Here is an 18179-nt window from a genome sequence, read left to right on the forward strand (position 1 = left end):
TCAGGTACTCGCTTACCGATATATCTATTCATTTTTTAATGAAAGAACCACGGATACCTACTGCTTCATTACTTGCCTTAATTTTTAACAAAGCCAGTATTTAATAACAACAATTCATCTCAAATTTATGGAGCAGAAGATGAAAATAAAAACCATAGCAGCAGCGCTTGTTACCACAGGCACGTTATTCTCTTCCATTGCATCAGCGGACGATACTCAACTCTTACTAAACTCATTCCATGAATATGGTATCACCAAATGTGATAGTTTTATTGCGGAAAATAGTGGGCTCAATGGCAACTGGAACTACTTTATTAATAAACATAGTGGTGGTATTGATGGGCCGGCTACAGAAGTCACTGTAACCCAAATATATGGTTCAAAAGACGATACGGTAAAAACCGAAGATACTTATATTCAAACAGCAAAAAAATGCTTTCTTCGTTCTACTTGGACACTCACCTTTCCGGGCCCATGCTCAGACAGCATTGACGGAAACGCCTGGTACGTGGCAACAGCAATGCCCAACAAAGATTATACCACGTACAAAAATGCTGGCGGTATAGAATTACATGCCAAGGAAATTAGCATGGGTAATTTTAAAGCCTGTGTTCAAGAGGGGTCTAAGCGTATTAACGGTAATCACGGCTAGGCTACACCAGTACCTAAAAGCAAGCCTGTGCCTTGTGTTGAAAGTAGCAAGGCACTTTCATTTTTCCCGCCTCATAAAAATGCTAGTCTAGTCACGAAAATACATAATAAAGAGCAAATAATGGACTTTTTAATTAACATTCTAGTCTGGGTAGGCGTCGTCATTTTTGCGCTATTTTTTATTGCCTTTGTGGCTGCCGCAAAGCTGAATAAAAAGCAAGAGAGTCAAAAGAATAGCGATAACAAAGAACCCTAATAACACGTGCTAGCTGACCCTCTGGTAGCCAGCACATGCTTTGACGCTTTCGGCGAAAACGCAGCTTAATTACTTGCCTAAATCATGGGCACGAAAAGCATTGGGTAACAACTCACCTATGGTGGTGTCGTGGGTTGCGCCCGATTTCGTCACCATAGTGACGGGTGTCTCGTCCGGCGCAAATTCTGCAATTTTTTGTCTACATCCTCCACAGGGAAAACAAAACTCGTCGTTGGGGCTTGCTATTACGATATGGGAAATGCGTTTGCCACCGTGGGTAACCATATTGCCAATGGCGGTTGCTTCCGCGCATTGGCCGAGGGGAAATGCGGCGCTTTCTACGTTACAGCCGGAAAAAATATCGCCGCTGTCTGATTCTAGGGCAGCGCCTACCTTAAAACGAGAATAAGGGGAGTGAGAATGTTGTTGGGCACTGTAGGCCTTTTCAATAAGTAATTTTATCTTGTTATTTGTCATAGCTACCTGCTTATCACCGCTATTAGTCTTTACTTTTTATATTAAATGCGAGAAGGTTGCGACATATACGCCGCTGACATCGCATTTTTCTCTAGCGGATTGTGTTTTTCTTACTTGAAGTATGCTTTTTACCATGCACCGAAACGTTAGTCTCATCTTTTTTTTACTGGGTGTTGTTATTTTGAGCGGTTGTGCTCAAACACCTGTTGTCGCCCAAAAATCCGAAATGGGGAATTTGCTGCTCGCAGAACCGGCCCCTGTAAATCCTCGCTCGGAAATGGCTATCGCACGGTATAATCAAATACTTATGAGTTCGGCGCTATCCAATGAAGATAAAGCAGAACTGCATTTTCAACGGGGCATGCTTTACGATAGTGTTGGGTTAGGCGGCTTGGCGCAATTCGATTACAATCAAGCTATTAGCCTTAAGCCTGACTTAGCAGAAGCTTACAATTCCTTAGGGATTCATTTTGTCCAACAAAATGACTTTATTCAAGCGTACGATGCGTTTGATTCAACGCTAGATATTAACCCTGATTATCACTATGCATTCCTTAATAGAGGCATTGCTCTGTACTATGGCGGTCGCTCAGAACTCGCGGTTGCTGATTTAGAGAAATTTGCCCAGGAAGATAACTCCGATCCATTTAGAGCGTTGTGGGCGTATTTCGCCCACTACGCGGTGTCACCAGAACAGGGCGTACAGTTTTTGGCCTCTATTCGTCCAGAATTAGACAATGCCCACTGGGCAACCGCGCTTGCCGATATGTTTTTAGGCACTAAAAACGAAAATGACGTGTTAAATTCGTTGCTCGATGGGGTTAAAAGTCAACGTGGGTTAACCGACCGTTTGTGTGAAGCATATTTCTATTTAGGCAAGTATCATATGCAACACGATAACCGTGGTATTGCTTCGAATTACTTCAAATTAGCACTCAGCACCAATGTGTTCGATTACGTAGAACACCGTTATGCACGTCTTGAATTAAATCGTTTACGCCAACGTACTGCCAGCGTTTCTGAGTAAGTTCGCACAGTAATATGAGAGGGTTACTACTCGCCGTGTTGGCACTTCTGTTGGTAGCTGGTGATTCCGGACGTTATCCTTCTCAACTTGTTTATAATGTAGTGCAGGTTTACCCGGCGAACAAAGAAATTGCGTCCGCCAACAGTACCTACCTTCAATCTCTCTATTCTTCACTGTGGTACGCTGCCAAATCTGGCAATCAAAAAGCGCAATCTATGATGGTCGCATGGGCGACAGAACATGGGAGCGTGTACTGGTTAAAGAAGCTAGTGTCGCTGGAAAATGCGGAAGCTGCATGGGCATTGTATCAACTTATTGGGGAAGCAGAATCTAACGCAGAGTTAATGGCGTTGGCCGCTATTGGAAATGTGCCAGAAGCTCAACTTGCCTTCGCTATGGACACAGATAACCCCAATAAACGTGAAAAATGGCTTTTACGTGCGGCAAAATTAAATTATCTTCCGGCGCAATCTGCGTTGGCTGACTGGTATCTGTTACAAGGGAAGCTAGAACTTGCCCGTCCTTGGCTTGAAAAAACCGCCAGCCTAGATATGCAAAGCGCGTTTAAGTATGGTCGACTCTTGTGGGATGAAAATCTAAGAGAAGAGGCACGGAAATACTTTCAGCAGGCTGCTGATGCAGGGCATACAAAAGCAGCCGAAGTCATCATGTTGTTATCACAGTATTCACCTAAAGCGGCTAATAGTGTGGGTGAGTATACATGGCCTACAGATAAAACCTGCTTACAACGAATCCAAATTTTTGCCACTTCGTTATCAACAATTTCTCGGGCAAATGCCTTATACGAGCAATTTGAACAAGACCTGCGTTTACAGGCTTTACCTTTGTGTATTGCACCGCCAATCTGGCTTGAAAACAACCAATTAGATTGCCACGCCCAGTACCAGGGCAATAACCGACTTGGCTGTAATATTAAGCCATTAGGGCCTGCGGTAACCAAACGTACGCTCACCCACGCGGTGGTTGTTGCCGAGCAGGGGAAAGCCAATGTCCAAAATGGGGTTATGTTTCTCGATATGAGTGATGACTATTCGGTATTTGTGCACGAGTTAGCGCATTTTGCGGGTTTTATAGATGAATACCCTTTACCAAAATCTTCTGCTCAGCGTTACTGTCACCCCGAAAAGATATCAGATTTTTCGGTGCCAAACTTAGTGATTGAAGGGGCAATAACTTACCATCCCATGGCCACCGTGAACCAATGGCATGAGGCCGTAAACGCTGCTCATACAACGCTGACTATAGCATCAGCTCGCACTTGTGACGCGTCAGGCATAAAGGCCTACAAGCCGAGTCACCGCATTACCTTTATGGAACATCACGACGTGGGTGTTATTCCACCGTTATATTTAACGTTGTGGCGCCAACAATTGCATAACCCTGATACACAGCGGCCTATCTCAATGAACCTTTTTCAAGCCTTCCATCAAAGTGGCCGCGCAGAGCGTGCAGGGTACTGGTTAGCTGAATACGAAAGTCGCGCTTCTGTTTTGCATGAATTAAGTGAACCCGTGAGTGAATGAACCATTAATATTCGCTTAAGGCTTCTCGCTTTAACACCCCAACCCACATTGATGTAGCGCCACATATTGCCACTGGCATGACAATAAAATTCACCACGGGTATCAGTGAAAACACATTCACCATAATACCAAAGGAAAGCGCTTTGCCTTTATGGGCAGATAAATGGGATTGCATCCGCTTAAAACCCACTTTGTGGTTATCGTAAGGGTAATCACAATATTGAATAGCCATCATCCAAGCGGAAAACAAAAACCATAACAATTGGCCAAATACAGGTACAAAAATAAACAGGAGTAGAAATCCTAGCGCCCGAGGTATATACCAAGCAAGCTTTGTGAACTCACGGCCCAGGGTTCGTGGAATATCTTTGATAAGTGACATGATACCCTCGTCACCAAGATCTTGACCTGTTAGGTGGCGCTCAAGTTTTTCAGAAAGCACACCATTAAACGGCGCAGCAATCCAATTGGCTAACGTGCCAAAAATGAGCGCAAAGATGAGCAAGACACTAATAACGGCTAAAGGCCACAAGAAGAAACTAATCGCTGTCTTTATCCAGCCAAGCCATTCAGGGACAAGGTTGATGGTGTAAGCAATGGCAAATTCAATTTGGCCAAATAAAAAATAAAATGCCACGGAAAATAACACGAGGTTAATAGCCAAAGGCACAAAAACAAAGCGTTTTAGTCCCTTGGTTTTAATAAGAGAAAAACCTTCGAAAAAATAGTGTACACCACTGTGGGATTGCATTGCCGCTCCTGATGATTAAATACGTGCACGTTTCTTAAGCATAAAAATAGTATAACGCTAAAACCTTTGGCTACATTGCCATCGCTATTTTAATGGCAGTATACCCGTGCTAACACATTGCCTGAAATGGTAATTGTTACAAGCTGTTAGATTTGCTAAAGTCGATAAACAAATAAAAATAACATGACAGCCACGCTAATAATACAGGCACTTACGCTTGTTTATCGCCTTAGTATGAACAACTTTATTGTACCGATTCGACTGCTATTTTGTGCGTTTGTTCGCAAGGTGGTCTCGTGCGTCTAAAGAAAATCAAACTAGCTGGCTTTAAATCCTTTGTTGATCCCACCTCAATCCCTTTTCCCGGAGACATGACCGCGGTAGTGGGGCCTAATGGCTGCGGCAAGTCTAACGTCATCGACGCGGTTCGTTGGGTGCTGGGTGAAAGCTCGGCGAAAAACCTGCGTGGCGATGCCATGACAGACGTTATTTTTAACGGCTCATCAGCGAGAAAGCCCGTGGGGCAATGCAGCGTCGAGCTCGTGTTTGATAATAGCGCGGGGCGAATAGGGGGCGAGTACGCCTCTTACAACGAGCTTTCGGTAAAACGGTTAGTGACTCGCGATGCTCAATCCACCTATTTTCTTAACGGTGTAAAATGTAGAAAGCGGGATGTGACCGATTTATTTTTAGGCACAGGGCTAGGTCCTCGTTCGTATGCCATTATTGAACAAGGCATGATCTCTCGGTTAATAGAGTCAAAACCACAAGAACTTCGCGTTTTTATTGAAGAAGCCGCAGGCATTTCTAAGTATAAGGAAAGGCGAAGAGAAACTGAAAACCGAATAAGACACACGCAAGACAATTTAGACCGCTTAAATGATGTGCGCGATGAGTTGGCGCAACAACTTGAAAAACTACAACGGCAAGCGGCAGCAGCCACCCGTTACAAAAGCCTTCGAGGAAATGTTCGCCGTTTAAAAGGCGAACTAACAGCCCTTCGTTTTTTAAAGAACAGTGAGCATATTGAACGCCTTGAGTCGCAACAAGCGAATATTAAAAAGCAACTAGAAGCGTTAACGTCTAAGCGCGAAGGTGATGAAGCAGGTATGCTCACCTACAAAACACAGCAAAGTGAGTTGAAATCAGCGCTTGAGGCAAATCAAGAAGCCTTATTTACAACCGCCACTGCCATTACACGTATAGAGCAAAACACCCTCCATGCCCAACAGCGATTATCGCAAATTAGCCATGAGCTAACTGAGCTAAACCAACAAAAGCAGCTTCTTATTTCTTCAAAAGCAGAAGCTGAAACCGCACTAGAACAATCCACGCTGTCGCTGGAAGCATTGCTGCCGCTTCAAGAAGTCAAAGAGGAAGCGTTATACCAAGCGAAAGAACAATTCGAAGATGCTGAAAATGAACTTCGCGTTTTTAATCGTAGTGCACGTGAACACGAAGAAACTTACCATCGTATTAAGCAAGAGGTACAAAGCTGCCATAGCCAGGTGCAATCCACCATGGGTATGCAACTGCGTACTTCCCAGAGGATCAGTGAGCTAAACGAAGAGCTTACTCAATTAGGGCAAAGTGATTTGCACACTAAACTGTCCGTGCTCGACTTGAAGCAAGAGGAAGCGGAAGAAAAAGTAGCTAACGCAGAAGATGCGTACCTTCAAGCGAAACAGGCACTGTCAGAGAACCAGCAAAAGCTAAAAGAAAGAGAGCAGGAATGGCGGCACATACGTGAACAATGCCAAACGCTGAGTTCATCAATTTCTGCATTACAAACCCTGCAAGAAGATGCGACAAATACCAATAATGAGATTAACCCACAGTTGTCGATGTTGTGGCAATACTTAGCTGTACCAGAAGCATTAACCAAATGTACTGAAACGGTATTACGACGATGGCAGCAACCCTACATTAGCGACTTATCTTGCCCCACCAAGCTACTCAATCAAGATAACCTGCCACAAGATGTGCCAGTTTTTTTGCAAAGTGAATTTACCAAGAAAAAAGCAGCTGGCACATTGGCAGCGGCAATAAGCTCTAAATATGTGCCTGAGGCCTTTAATGATATATACCTTTACGACACAGATGAGGCGGCATTAGGCGCCCGCAGAGAACTAAAAACGCATCAAAGCGCACTGTCAATGTCGGGGCTTTGGTGTGGGGTAGACTGGATAAGCATACCGACTACCCGTCAGGAAACGGATAACGATGGCGTACTTAAACGGGCGCATAAAATAACAGGGTTACAAGCGCAGTTAAGCGAGTTAGAAAATACTGAGTCAATCATTAACGAGCGCATAGTCGTCGCCAGTGATTGTGTGAAGGACGCGGAAGAGCATAAAGTTGATTGTGAAAACGTATGGCAGGCGTCGAAAAGTGTTTTGTCTAATGTGGTAAACGAACGTTCACTTATTACTATGCAATTAGCACAGGATGAAGCGCGTGAGGCTAAACTTCGAAGTGAACTAGACAAACATCAAGCAATGTTGGAAAAAGAAGAGACTCAACTGGCGTCTTTGTCTGAACGATTAGCCATAGCCGAAGCGCAAATACTTGAGCATGAAGTACGGGTAGAGGATGTACAGAGAGAGCGGGAATCAGTTGAACAAAAAGTGGCGGCGTTGCGGGCAAGTGTTGAACAGTTAACGCAGGAAAAACATGAACTTGCATTAAAAATGCAACAGCTTGAGAACCACCAAAAACTCTATCAAGAACAGGTTACGCGTAACAATCAACAATGGCATACGTATGAAAAACGTATTAAAAACCTGCAAACAGAGCAGCGCAATTTACACGCACCTAAAGCTGAGCAAGACCAAGAGTTACAAAAGCTGTTGTCGAAAAGAGAAGCGTTGGAAAATGAAAAGCAGACGCTTACTGCCAAGCAGGAAAGTGTAGAAGCCCTGCTTGCTGATGCAGAAAAAGGCCATCAAGCGCTGGCGAAAGAAATGCAGGAACGACAAAGTGACATTGACAAACTGAGTGTTGACATTGAAGGCTATCGCGTAAGAGTGACGACGCTGTTAGAGCAGTTGGACGAGGTGAAGTTATCGCTCAAGGAGGTGCTTGAAACCTTACCTGATAATGCTGATGAAACGCAATGGCAACAGGAATTAGATAAAAATCAGGCCGCGCTTTCACGTTTAGGCGCAGTCAATTTAGCGGCGGTGGAAGAATATGAAGCGCAATCTCAGCGTAAACAGCACTTAGACACTCAGCACGAAGATTTGTCAGAGGCGTTAGAAACATTACAAAGTGCTATACGCAAGATAGATAAAGAAACGCGTGTGCGGTTTTCTACCACGTTCGAGCAAGTTAATCGTGATTTGAAAACCTTATTCCCAAAAGTCTTTGGCGGGGGCTCGGCCTATTTAGCATTAACTGACGATGATTTATTAGAAACCGGTGTTACTATTATGGCGCGCCCCCCGGGCAAGAAAAATAGTACGATTCACCTTTTAAGCGGTGGAGAAAAAGCGTTAACCGCTTTATCATTGGTATTTGCAATTTTTAGGCTTAATCCAGCGCCGTTTTGTTTGTTGGATGAAGTCGATGCACCGTTAGATGATGCAAACGTGGGGCGTTTTTGTAACTTGGTCTCAGAAATGTCTCAAACCGTACAATTTATATATATCACCCACAATAAGATTGCGATGGAAATGGCAAGTCACCTCACCGGGGTTACCATGGCTGAACCTGGCGTATCTAGAATGGTGGCGGTTGATGTTGACGAAGCTATGGCTTTCGCAGAAGCATAACAAAGGGCGACGAAGCTAAAATGGAAGATGAATTACGTCTATCACTACTTATTGCCGGTACGTGTTTTATCGTAGCCGTACTTGCACATGGTATTTGGAAAATTCGCAAAAATAGTAAATTAGAAGGGAAGCCAAGACAGGAGCCCCGGCAATGGAGCGACGAGCATGACGATCAAGACCCTGTGCAAGACTACGCGAGTCGTGAAGAACCAGAATTTGATGAGTTAGGTATTGGGCAGGTAAGAGTGGTTTCACCTTCATCGAAGGATGAAAATCAGACTGAACCTTACACAGACGAGCGTGAACTTTCATCACCATTGCAGGATACAATGGAAAGCGAGGATGACGCAGCAAGCACTCTTTCCCATGATGAAAGCACGTCAGGTGAGGTAAGTAAGTCAGCGTCGTCGCCCACGCAAAAGCAAACAGAACCCAGTACACCAGAACCTGAGAAGCCCAAATTATACGGTTCAGTGGTTTCCAATCCAAAGCCCCACATGCAATCGGGCAGCCGTGTTCAAGGGGAGCCTACTTCCGATAATGCGCAGGCGTTTCCAGAACCGCCTGGTTTTTTACTAAAGGACGAGGAAGATAACGAACAAGCCAGACAACCTGCGGCTGAAGAACCCACGTCTCCGTCTGTTGACACGTTTAGCCTAGATGCACAACAGCAACCGGAGCCATCATCACACTCTGATACCGATGCTCCGCCAGCCAGAGAATCCATAAAATCACCAAGTTTCGGTGATCAAGCAAAGAAACTTGTGAAGCCCAAGCGTCAAAAGTCCACAATGAAACGCCGCCAAGAACCTTCTATTGGAGACGATCAAATACGCATTGATTTTGATAAAGAGGCGACGGCGCAACAAGCTCAGGATACTGCAAAAACCCAGTCGAACCAAAGCGCTAGCAGTGGGCAAGAACAGGAAGTTTTAGTGCTAAATGTGCGTGCACAGGATGATGATCACATTAGTGGCGCTGCGCTGTTACCCATGCTGCTTACATTAGGCTTTAAATTCGGCGATCAAGATATTTTTCATCGGCACGTGAACGCAAATGGAAAAGGGCCTGTTCTGTTTAGTTTAGCGAATATGTTTAAGCCTGGAATTTTTGACATTGATAATCTTGAGACGTTTTCCACGCAAGGTGTGTCTTTGTTTATGATTTTACCGATTGAAGGCGACCCGCATCAGGTATTCAATATGATGCACAACGCTGCACGCAAATTGGCTGACGAATTTAACGCCCAAGTACTTGATGGCAGGCGCAGTGTGTTAACAAAGCAAGGCTTGCAGCAATACGTTGAAAAAATTCGCGAATTTGAACGCAAGCGTATTATTTCTCGCCACTAAAACCGGCGTAAATGTAATATAATAAAGAAGGGCCTGACCACAATCAGGCCCTTCTTTTGTGTTAGTTAAAGTTTATTGCCGACAGGCGAATATCATCAGCAGCCTTGCTGCTAATTTATCAATCAAGGTACGTGCTATAACCATGTCTGAAACCGATCTACAAGTGAAGCAACGCATAGACGAACTTCGTGCTCGACTCGCTGAATATAATTATCAATATTACGTTAAAGATGCGCCCACCGTACCGGACGCAGAGTACGACCGGGAAATGCAGGAGTTGATGGCGTTAGAGCAAGCGCACCCTGAGTTTCAAAGCGTTAATTCACCCAGCCAAAAAGTGGGCGGTCAAGCGCTAACCGCGTTTGAGCAAGTGACTCACGATGTGCCAATGCTGTCGCTAGATAACGCGTTTGATGAAGCGTCATTGTTGGCCTTTGAAAAGCGAATTCTAGACCGACTTAAACAATCAGTCACGCTGGCTTTTAGCTGTGAACCTAAGTTAGATGGTTTAGCGGTGAGTATTCTTTACGAAGACGGTCAGTTAGTGCGTGCAGCTACCCGCGGTGACGGGCAAGTAGGTGAGAATATTACCGCTAATGTACGCACCATCGCCAATGTCCCGTTATCGTTAAGGGGTAAAAATTGGCCACAGCGCGTTGAAGTACGCGGTGAAGTGTTTATGCCTAAAAACGGTTTTAAAACACTGAATGAAAATCAGCGAAAAAGCGGAGGAAAGGTATTTGCAAACCCTCGTAATGCGGCAGCGGGCAGTTTGCGCCAGTTAGATTCCAAAATAACGGCAAAACGACCTCTTATGTTCTATGCCTATTCCTTAGGAGTTGTAACCCCAAGTGAATTCGAATTGCCCGAACAGCATAGTGAACGCTTAAATACCCTTGCTTCTTGGGGCGTGCCGCTGTGCCCAGATATTACCACAGCTCAAGGGGGAAAGGGCTGCTTAGCCTATTACCAACACATTTTAGAGAAACGTGATGCCCTTCCTTACGATATCGATGGCGTTGTATTCAAAGTGGATGATATTCAGCTGCAAAACACCCTTGGTTTCGTTGCTAGAGCGCCTCGCTGGGCTATTGCACAAAAGTTTCCAGCGCAAGAAGAGGTTACTCAGTTAATTGATGTAGAATTTCAGGTAGGGCGGACAGGGGCTATTACGCCCGTTGCGCGGTTAGAGCCGGTATTTGTCGGTGGCGTAACCGTATCTAATGCCACGCTTCATAACCAAGATGAAATTGAGCGTCTAGGTGTGAAAGTTGGCGACTACGTGGTTATTAGGCGAGCTGGGGATGTTATACCGCAAGTCGTTTCTGTGGTTGAAGCTAAACGCCAGAGTAACGTGAAGCCCATCGAGTTTCCTACGCAGTGCCCGGTGTGTGATTCAAATGTTGAAAAACTTGAAGATGAAGCGGTAGCGCGTTGTACAGGGGGGCTTATTTGTGCGGCACAACGTAAACAAGCACTCAAACACTTCGCTTCTAGAAAAGCGTTTGATATTGACGGCTTGGGCGACAAACTTGTCGATCAATTAGTGGATGCGAATTTAGTACACAGCCCGGCAGACTTCTTTACGCTTTCGCTTCCAAAGCTAATAGGTTTAGAGCGCATGGCTGAAAAATCGGCGTCTAAACTTCTTGATTCACTGGAAGCGTCTAAACGTACCACATTGGCTAAGTTTCTTTACGCGCTAGGTATTCGTGAAGTTGGTGAAGCCACAGCGTCCAATTTAGCCTTGCACTTTCGTACGTTAGAAAGCATTAGGCAGGCAAGCATTGATGACCTTATCGCGGTTCAAGATGTGGGAGAAATCGTCGCTGCGCATATAGTCAATTTCTTTAACGAAAGTCACAATACCGATGTTATTGATGCTTTGTTGTCTGTTGGCATTAACTGGCCAGAAATAGAGGCGAAAGAGGAAGGTGTAACTTTACCATTGGAGGGTAAAACCTGCGTGATTACGGGCACACTAAGCACGATGGGGCGTTCCGACGCAAAATCAGCATTACAAGCATTAGGTGCCAAAGTTGCGGGATCTGTATCAAAAAATACGGATTTCTTAGTTGCAGGCGAAAAAGCGGGTTCTAAACTGACTAAAGCACAGGACTTAGGTGTGGACGTTTGGGATGAAGAAGCATTGGTTGCGTTTCTAGAGCGCCACTGAGGCTAAATAGCCCAAGGTGCTAAGAAAAATAAAAAAGGGCGATACGCATAAGTATCGCCCTTTTTTTGTATTCAACGTTTAAGCTTGTTGGGTTTTGTTTGCTCTGGCCTGCTTACGCTTTTCCCAAGCTTTTTTAACTTGTAAACGCCAAATCCAATTGAGGCTTAAGTATCCTGCCACACTAAATATAACAGAACAGATGGCACAGCCTACAAGAAAAGCCGGGCCAATTGTGGTTAAACTTTCTACCACCCATTGCCAGCTAAATTGAAATTCAAAATGCTCAGGCTTGGTCCCAAGTACAGTAGTGCCTACTTTATAAGCCCCGTAGAATATGGGCGGCATAGTAAACGGGTTTGTAATCCAAACGGTAGCCACAGATAAAGGCAAGTTCGCTCTAAATGGAATCGCCATGCCAGCAGACAGCCACATTTGAAAGGGTACCGGCCAAAAAGCAAAAAACAACCCTATACCGAATGCACCCGCAGCGGAACGTCGGTTTAAGTGCCATAAATTTGGTTCGTGTAACACACTTCCAAAGATACGTAGTGCTTTGTTTTTCTTGACCGTTTGATGGTCAGGAAGAAATCGTCTAATAAATTTTTTAGGCATAAAATTCGTTCGTTACCGTAAACCAGATGGCTAGTTTAGCCATGTACCACTATTGCTTACGTAGACTAATGGCTAATCGTATCACAATTTGGTGTGGCAGTTTTTGCACTTGCGCAATAACTAGTGTGCTTTGGCCCGCACTTCCTTCATATCCAATCCAATTTGGAATAGGCATTGCTGCAATTATTTTTGCTGCGTTTGGCTATGTAATGACACGAAAGGCACCCACTTTTAACGTAAGGGGGCATTTATATAGCGAACATTGCGCTACCTTAAGTTTCGCGATGAGTGGCGCGCTAGCAGGAACACTATGGGTGGCGAGTGTAGGGTATTCCTACCTGTCTTGGCAACTCCCAGAAGACAAAATTCAACAAGATGTCACACTTTTCGGACAAGTGGTCGCAGGGGGCTGTTTAAATAGTGTTAAAAGTGATGAAGAATTAAGCGGCGATGGGCAAAAGAAGCCAGTATTAACGTTAAGGGTAAGTCGAATAGACTCGCTTAAACTTAATGCTAGTGTAGACATGCGTTTGTATGCGTTAGATCCCCAGTTGTGCGTACACACGAACGATAAAGTCACCTTCACAGCACGAATTAAACCGGCCTACGGAAATGCCAACCCAGTGGGTTTTTCTCAGCAAAGGTATTTAACGAGTCAACACATTGTTGCCACGGGCTATATTAAAACGAATGCTAAGCAGGCATTTACCGAAAACCGCATTAGCCATCACCATGGTCTGCGTTTCTATTTAAGCGAAAGCCTCAGTGATTTAGCGCTTGTCAATAATGCCTGGTTCCAAGCACTATTATTAGGTAACAAGCAGGCCCTGTCTAACGAAGACTGGATGTTAATTCAGCGTACAGGCACAGCGCATGTATTTAGCATATCAGGTATGCATTTGGGCATAATTGCAGGGGCTGTACTGTTAATGACTCGTGCCCTGTTTCTGTTAGTTGTGCCGCTTTTTGGCCAGCGCATTGTGTTAAGTAACACGCGGGATGCGAACTTATGCTTGGTGGTGTTAGCCACATTGCTATATGCCTATGTGAGTGGACTGTCGTTGCCCGTCGTGAGGGCGTTTAGCATGCTTGTGATAGGGTGTGCGATGGTATGGAGTCGATTAGCAACAACGCCTTCAGCGCTTTTGGTGTTTATGTTGTTCTTCTGTGTCGTTCTATTTCCTTTATCTTGGCTGCATGCCAGTTTTTATCTCAGCATAGGTGCTGTGTTTATAATTATTTTATTAAACTGGCGATTTCAACTATTTCAACTGCCTTGGTATTACTCAATCATTGTGCTTCAAGTTGCACTTTCCATCTTCATGGTACCCATCACACTACTTTGGTTTGGCCAAGCGAGTTTGACGGGAATTGTCGCTAACTTGGTGTTGGTGCCCTTAATCAGCCTTTTGCTGCCCATTGCCATAGCGCTGTTTATCATCACTGCTTGCTGTGACACCTTGCTACCCCGCGCAGCGGGGTGGGCAATGCAGGGAATGTGGCTTCTTGATGATGCATTTAGCCAGCTACTTAGGTTTTTGCGGTTCCTGTCAGATTGGCCTCACAGTGCATTTTTAGTGTCTTTTGAACCTCAAGTTATGATGGCACTGTGTTTCGCGTTGATCATTGCCATCTTGCCTACCTTTTATGGCCAAAAGCGTGGCATTTTGTTGTGCCTTTTCCCTTTTATTTTCGCAATCAGCACCCCTTACAATCCAACACGCTGGTACGTTCATGTTTTTGATGCAGGGCAGGGAACTGCCATTGCGCTCACACGTGGCCATAGAGCAGGCATAATAGACACCGGCCCTGTTTATCAGGGTAAAGCGCCCATTGCTGAAAGTGTAATACCGCAATATCTCGCACAAATTAATGCGAATGATGTCGACTTCGTTGTAGTGAGTCATAGTGATACAGATCATGCTGGCGGTGTTGATGCGCTGTCGACATGGTTAAGCCAAACGATGACAAATAAAGCGCTGCCCCGTGCTCAATCAGGTCCTACGCAGTGGTTTAGCCCACTCAATGGCTGTACTCAGGGCGAGGCGTTTGAATGGCAAGGGCTTATCGTAAGCTTCCACTGGCCGCGAGCGGGGAATCACGTTAACAGCAATAATACTTCGTGTGTGGTTTCAATTTCTGACGGCCATTATCGGATATTATTACCTGGCGATATCGAACGTGAAGCAGAGTATGCGTTGATTAAAACAACACAATTACCTTCAGCAAATGTGTTAATTGCCCCTCACCATGGCAGTAAAACGTCGTCCACACAGGCGTTTATAACATCAGTATCCCCCCAGTATGTCATTTACACGCAAGGGTATGAGAACCGGTGGCAGTTTCCTTCCAAAAAAGTATATCAACGTTATGAAGCATTTGGTGCCCGTCAATTCACCACGAGTGAATTTGGCTATATACGCCTTGAATTTTCATCAAAGGGCATCATAGTAGAGCCTACACGATCAGGTTCAACAAAACGTTGGTTCATGGTTAATAAACCACCTAGGTACCTGCAAGATTAGGGAAAAAAGCAAGAAGCGAGTACAATGGTAGGGTATAACTTTAATTCCAAACAGGTTCACATTAACTGATGCAGCAAACCGATACATCCGCTTCACAGGTTAAGCGTTTTTTACGCTATTTGCGTGATTTTAAACTTCCTTTTTTCGCCGCCATTGTAGGGATGATTGGCTATTCTGCCGTAGATACCTTTGTGTTTGCGCAGTTACAGCCCATGATTGATGAGTCGTTGGGGAATAACGATCATGAATATTTGAGACTTGCCGCGTTCGCTATTGTCCCTTTGTTTATTATTCGCGGTTTGTTCAACTTTTTAGGTACATTCACGTTAACTTGGATTGGTTCTCAAGTCGTGATGCGCATGCGTCAGCAATTGTTTAGTAAGTACATTCATCTGCCCGTATCATTTCACGATACCCAAGCTGTTGGCAGCTTAATTAGTAAGGTTACCTACGATACTGAGCAAGTAGCGAATGCGTCCGGCAAAGCATTACTCACCTTGGTACGCGAAGGCGCGCTTGTAATTGGATTACTTGCGGTCATGTTTTATTACTCGTGGCAATTGTCATTGATATTTCTTTTGATAGGCCCCTTAGTGGCCGTGATTGTGTCAGTAGTTAGTAAGCGCTTTAGAGTGGTAAGTAAAAACATACAGCAATCAATGGGGAACCTCACGTCCGCAGTAGAGCAAGCGGTTAAAGGTCACAAAGTGGTGATTATGTTCGGTGGCCAAAAAATAGAACAAAAACGTTTTGCCCAGAAAAACAACCATAATCGCCAACAAACCATGAAACTGGCAGTGACACAGATTCTTAGTGTGTCGTCTATTCAAGTTATTGCCTCTATTGCTCTGGCGGTAGTGTTATACATTGCCAGTACGCCGGGCATGCTAGAAAAGTTAACCGCTGGCGTATTCATTAACGTGGTGTTTTGTATGGTGATGTTATTAAAGCCACTTAAACAGCTCACTACCATAAATAATGAATTTCAAAAAGGCATGGCGGCGTGTTCGAGCATTTTTGATATTTTAGATCGTAGCGATGAGGCCGACAGCGGTGGCTTAAAATTAGAGAGAGCCAAGGGAAAAATAGAGTTTGATAATGTTACCTTTACTTATCCAGGCAAACATACACCAGCGTTAACGAAAGTGTCATTTAAAGCCGAACCAGGTCAGTCTATTGCTTTGGTAGGACGCTCGGGGAGTGGTAAATCCACAATATCCTCTTTGCTTACTCGCTTTTACTCACCCCAACAGGGCCAGGTAAAACTGGACGATAAATCTCTAGAAACTATTGATTTAAAGTCGTTACGGGCGCAATTTGCAGTGGTTTCGCAAAATGTCACCCTGTTTAACGACTCTATTGCGAACAACATTGCTTATGGTGCAAAAGAGACCGTTAGCCGCGAGCAAATTGAGCATGCCGTTAAAATGGCCCATGTGGAAGAATTTTTAGACAACCTTCCTGATGGTTTAGATACCGTCATTGGCGAAAACGGCTTAATGTTATCGGGCGGACAGCGCCAACGAATTGCGATTGCACGGGCTATACTGGCTGACGCACCCATTTTAATTTTAGATGAAGCCACCTCTGCATTGGACACAGAGTCAGAACGTTTGATTCAAGACGCATTAGAAACGCTACAGCAAAAATGTACCAGTATTGTAGTGGCCCATAGGCTTTCAACAATAGAAAATGCTGATGTGATCATGGTGGTTGAACAAGGACGTATTATTGAAAGCGGCAAGCATGATGAATTACTTGAGAAAGGTGGTCATTATGCACAACTTCATGCGCTTCAATTTGGTGACCACTAGTGGAAACACTTGTGAGGCAATGGCATAAAGGGGCGTGGTGGGTTTGGTTGTTAAGCCCTCTAGTGTTGCTGTTTTGGAGTGTTTCGCATATTCGCCGGTTAGCTTACCGCTTTGGCATTAAGCAAAGCACCCGTGTTAACGCTAGCGTTATTATTGTGGGTAATATTTCTGTAGGGGGAAATGGAAAGACCCCGGTGGTACTGGCGCTAGCGCAATATTTTTCCCATAAAGGCAAACGTGTTGGTATATTGAGCCGAGGCTATGGTGGCAAGTCAGACACTTACCCAAGGCAAGTTTTAGAAACCGATAGCCCAGAGGAAGTGGGTGATGAGCCACGATTGCTGGCAATTCGTTCAGGAGTACCTGTGGTGGTTGACCCGCTAAGAGCACGCGGAGCTCGGTTTCTCTGCGATGAGTTGCACTGCGATATCATTATTTGTGACGACGGCTTACAGCACTATGCGTTAGCTCGCGATATAGAATTGGTTGTCATGGACGAACGGCTAATTGGCAGTGGCTTTTTAATGCCTATGGGGCCATTAAGAGAAGGGCGCTGGCGACTAGCAACCGTAGATGCCATTATACATAATCGACAGAATAACACTCAACCTCACCTAGCGAGTGGTACGACACCCCAGTTCATGATGGCGTTAAAGGCTGAACTACCAACATCGGTAAAAAATAACGTAAAGAGAACTGAGTTAACATACTTTCAAGGAAAGCGCGTTACTGCCTTAGCAGGCATTGGTGCACCTGAACGGTTCTTTTCTCAACTAACCGGGTTAGGGGTTCACCTTGATAAAACCTGTCCCTATCCCGATCATTATCAATTCTCACCAGAGGATATTCCTTCGGGAACTGTATTAATGACAGAAAAGGACGCAGTGAAAGTGGCTGGCTTTGCGCATGATGATTGCTGGTTCTTACCGGTTACGGCAAAAATAGATGACGCCGTGTTTACGCTTATCGAGAACAAATTAAACACGGCTCACCGCACTTAAAGATGAATGATTTAGGAATACAACAATGGCTTTTGATAAAAGACTCTTAGAAGTATTGGCTTGCCCTGTGTGTAAGGGAAAACTGGTACTGGCAGACAATAATACACAATTGGTGTGTCGCTTCGACCGGTTAGCGTTTGACATTAAAGACGGTATCCCTGTGTTAATAGAGAGTCATGCCACTGCACTCACGCTTGATGAAGTTGACGAAACTAGGTAG

14 protein-coding genes are annotated in these 18179 nt (G+C 44.7%); 11 read left to right on the forward strand and 3 right to left on the reverse strand.

Annotated features, from left to right (window positions below):
- Window positions 1-139 precede the first annotated feature (139 nt).
- Window positions 140-652: a hypothetical protein gene (locus tag EP13_RS09085; protein WP_044057015.1), complete on the forward strand. Its 513-nt coding sequence runs from the start codon at window positions 140-142 to the stop codon at window positions 650-652.
- 120 nt (window positions 653-772) lie between these two features.
- On the forward strand, window positions 773-907 hold the full coding sequence (locus EP13_RS19370) for a hypothetical protein (protein WP_269746493.1): 135 nt from the start codon (window positions 773-775) through the stop codon (window positions 905-907).
- Between the two features lie 69 nt (window positions 908-976).
- Here EP13_RS19370 and cdd read toward each other — a convergent pair whose 3' ends face one another.
- Window positions 977-1384, reverse strand: a complete 408-nt coding sequence (gene cdd, locus EP13_RS09090; protein ID WP_044057016.1) for a cytidine deaminase — start codon at window positions 1382-1384, stop codon at window positions 977-979.
- Between the two features lie 133 nt (window positions 1385-1517).
- Here cdd and nlpI point away from each other — a divergent pair, with 133 nt between their 5' ends.
- Window positions 1518-2411, forward strand: coding sequence for a lipoprotein NlpI (gene nlpI, locus EP13_RS09095; RefSeq protein ID WP_044058865.1), 894 nt, complete (start codon window positions 1518-1520; stop codon window positions 2409-2411).
- A gap of 14 nt (window positions 2412-2425) precedes the next feature.
- Window positions 2426-3955, forward strand: coding sequence for an SEL1-like repeat protein (locus EP13_RS09100; protein WP_052364344.1), 1530 nt, complete (start codon window positions 2426-2428; stop codon window positions 3953-3955).
- A gap of 4 nt (window positions 3956-3959) precedes the next feature.
- Here the strand turns inward: EP13_RS09100 and cysZ are convergent, their stop codons facing one another.
- Window positions 3960-4706 carry a sulfate transporter CysZ gene (gene cysZ, locus EP13_RS09105; RefSeq protein ID WP_044057017.1) on the reverse strand — a complete coding sequence of 249 codons (747 nt, stop codon included), beginning with the start codon at window positions 4704-4706 and terminating at the stop codon, window positions 3960-3962.
- 296 nt (window positions 4707-5002) lie between these two features.
- Here cysZ and smc point away from each other — a divergent pair, with 296 nt between their 5' ends.
- The 3 genes from smc (at window position 5003) to ligA (ending at window position 12007) form a co-directional block, all read left to right on the forward strand.
- Complete coding sequence (smc, locus tag EP13_RS09110) at window positions 5003-8479, forward strand: chromosome segregation protein SMC (RefSeq protein ID WP_044057018.1); 3477 nt, start codon at window positions 5003-5005, stop codon at window positions 8477-8479.
- Window positions 8480-8499: 20 nt separating this feature from the next.
- Window positions 8500-9831: a cell division protein ZipA gene (gene zipA, locus EP13_RS09115; RefSeq protein WP_044057019.1), complete on the forward strand. Its 1332-nt coding sequence runs from the start codon at window positions 8500-8502 to the stop codon at window positions 9829-9831.
- Between the two features lie 142 nt (window positions 9832-9973).
- On the forward strand, window positions 9974-12007 hold the full coding sequence (gene ligA, locus EP13_RS09120; RefSeq protein WP_044057020.1) for an NAD-dependent DNA ligase LigA: 2034 nt from the start codon (window positions 9974-9976) through the stop codon (window positions 12005-12007).
- A 78-nt stretch (window positions 12008-12085) separates the two neighbouring features.
- On the opposite strand, the gene EP13_RS09125 is transcribed toward ligA, so the two are convergent.
- Window positions 12086-12619, reverse strand: coding sequence for a DUF2062 domain-containing protein (locus EP13_RS09125; RefSeq protein WP_044057021.1), 534 nt, complete (start codon window positions 12617-12619; stop codon window positions 12086-12088).
- 68 nt (window positions 12620-12687) lie between these two features.
- Here EP13_RS09125 and EP13_RS09130 point away from each other — a divergent pair, with 68 nt between their 5' ends.
- The 4 genes from EP13_RS09130 (at window position 12688) to EP13_RS09145 (ending at window position 18179) form a co-directional block, all read left to right on the forward strand.
- Window positions 12688-15144 (forward strand): DNA internalization-related competence protein ComEC/Rec2, encoded by a 2457-nt coding sequence (locus EP13_RS09130; RefSeq protein ID WP_231497941.1) that lies wholly within the window; start codon window positions 12688-12690, stop codon window positions 15142-15144.
- A gap of 68 nt (window positions 15145-15212) precedes the next feature.
- Window positions 15213-16958 carry a lipid A export permease/ATP-binding protein MsbA gene (gene msbA, locus EP13_RS09135; RefSeq protein WP_044057022.1) on the forward strand — a complete coding sequence of 582 codons (1746 nt, stop codon included), beginning with the start codon at window positions 15213-15215 and terminating at the stop codon, window positions 16956-16958.
- On the forward strand, window positions 16958-17959 hold the full coding sequence (lpxK, locus tag EP13_RS09140; RefSeq protein ID WP_044057023.1) for a tetraacyldisaccharide 4'-kinase: 1002 nt from the start codon (window positions 16958-16960) through the stop codon (window positions 17957-17959). Before msbA ends, lpxK begins: the two co-directional genes overlap by 1 nt.
- 25 nt (window positions 17960-17984) lie before the next feature.
- Window positions 17985-18179 (forward strand): Trm112 family protein, encoded by a 195-nt coding sequence (locus EP13_RS09145; RefSeq protein ID WP_044057024.1) that lies wholly within the window; start codon window positions 17985-17987, stop codon window positions 18177-18179.

This window comes from Alteromonas australica (assembly GCF_000730385.1).
GTDB classification, from domain to species: domain Bacteria; phylum Pseudomonadota; class Gammaproteobacteria; order Enterobacterales; family Alteromonadaceae; genus Alteromonas; species Alteromonas australica.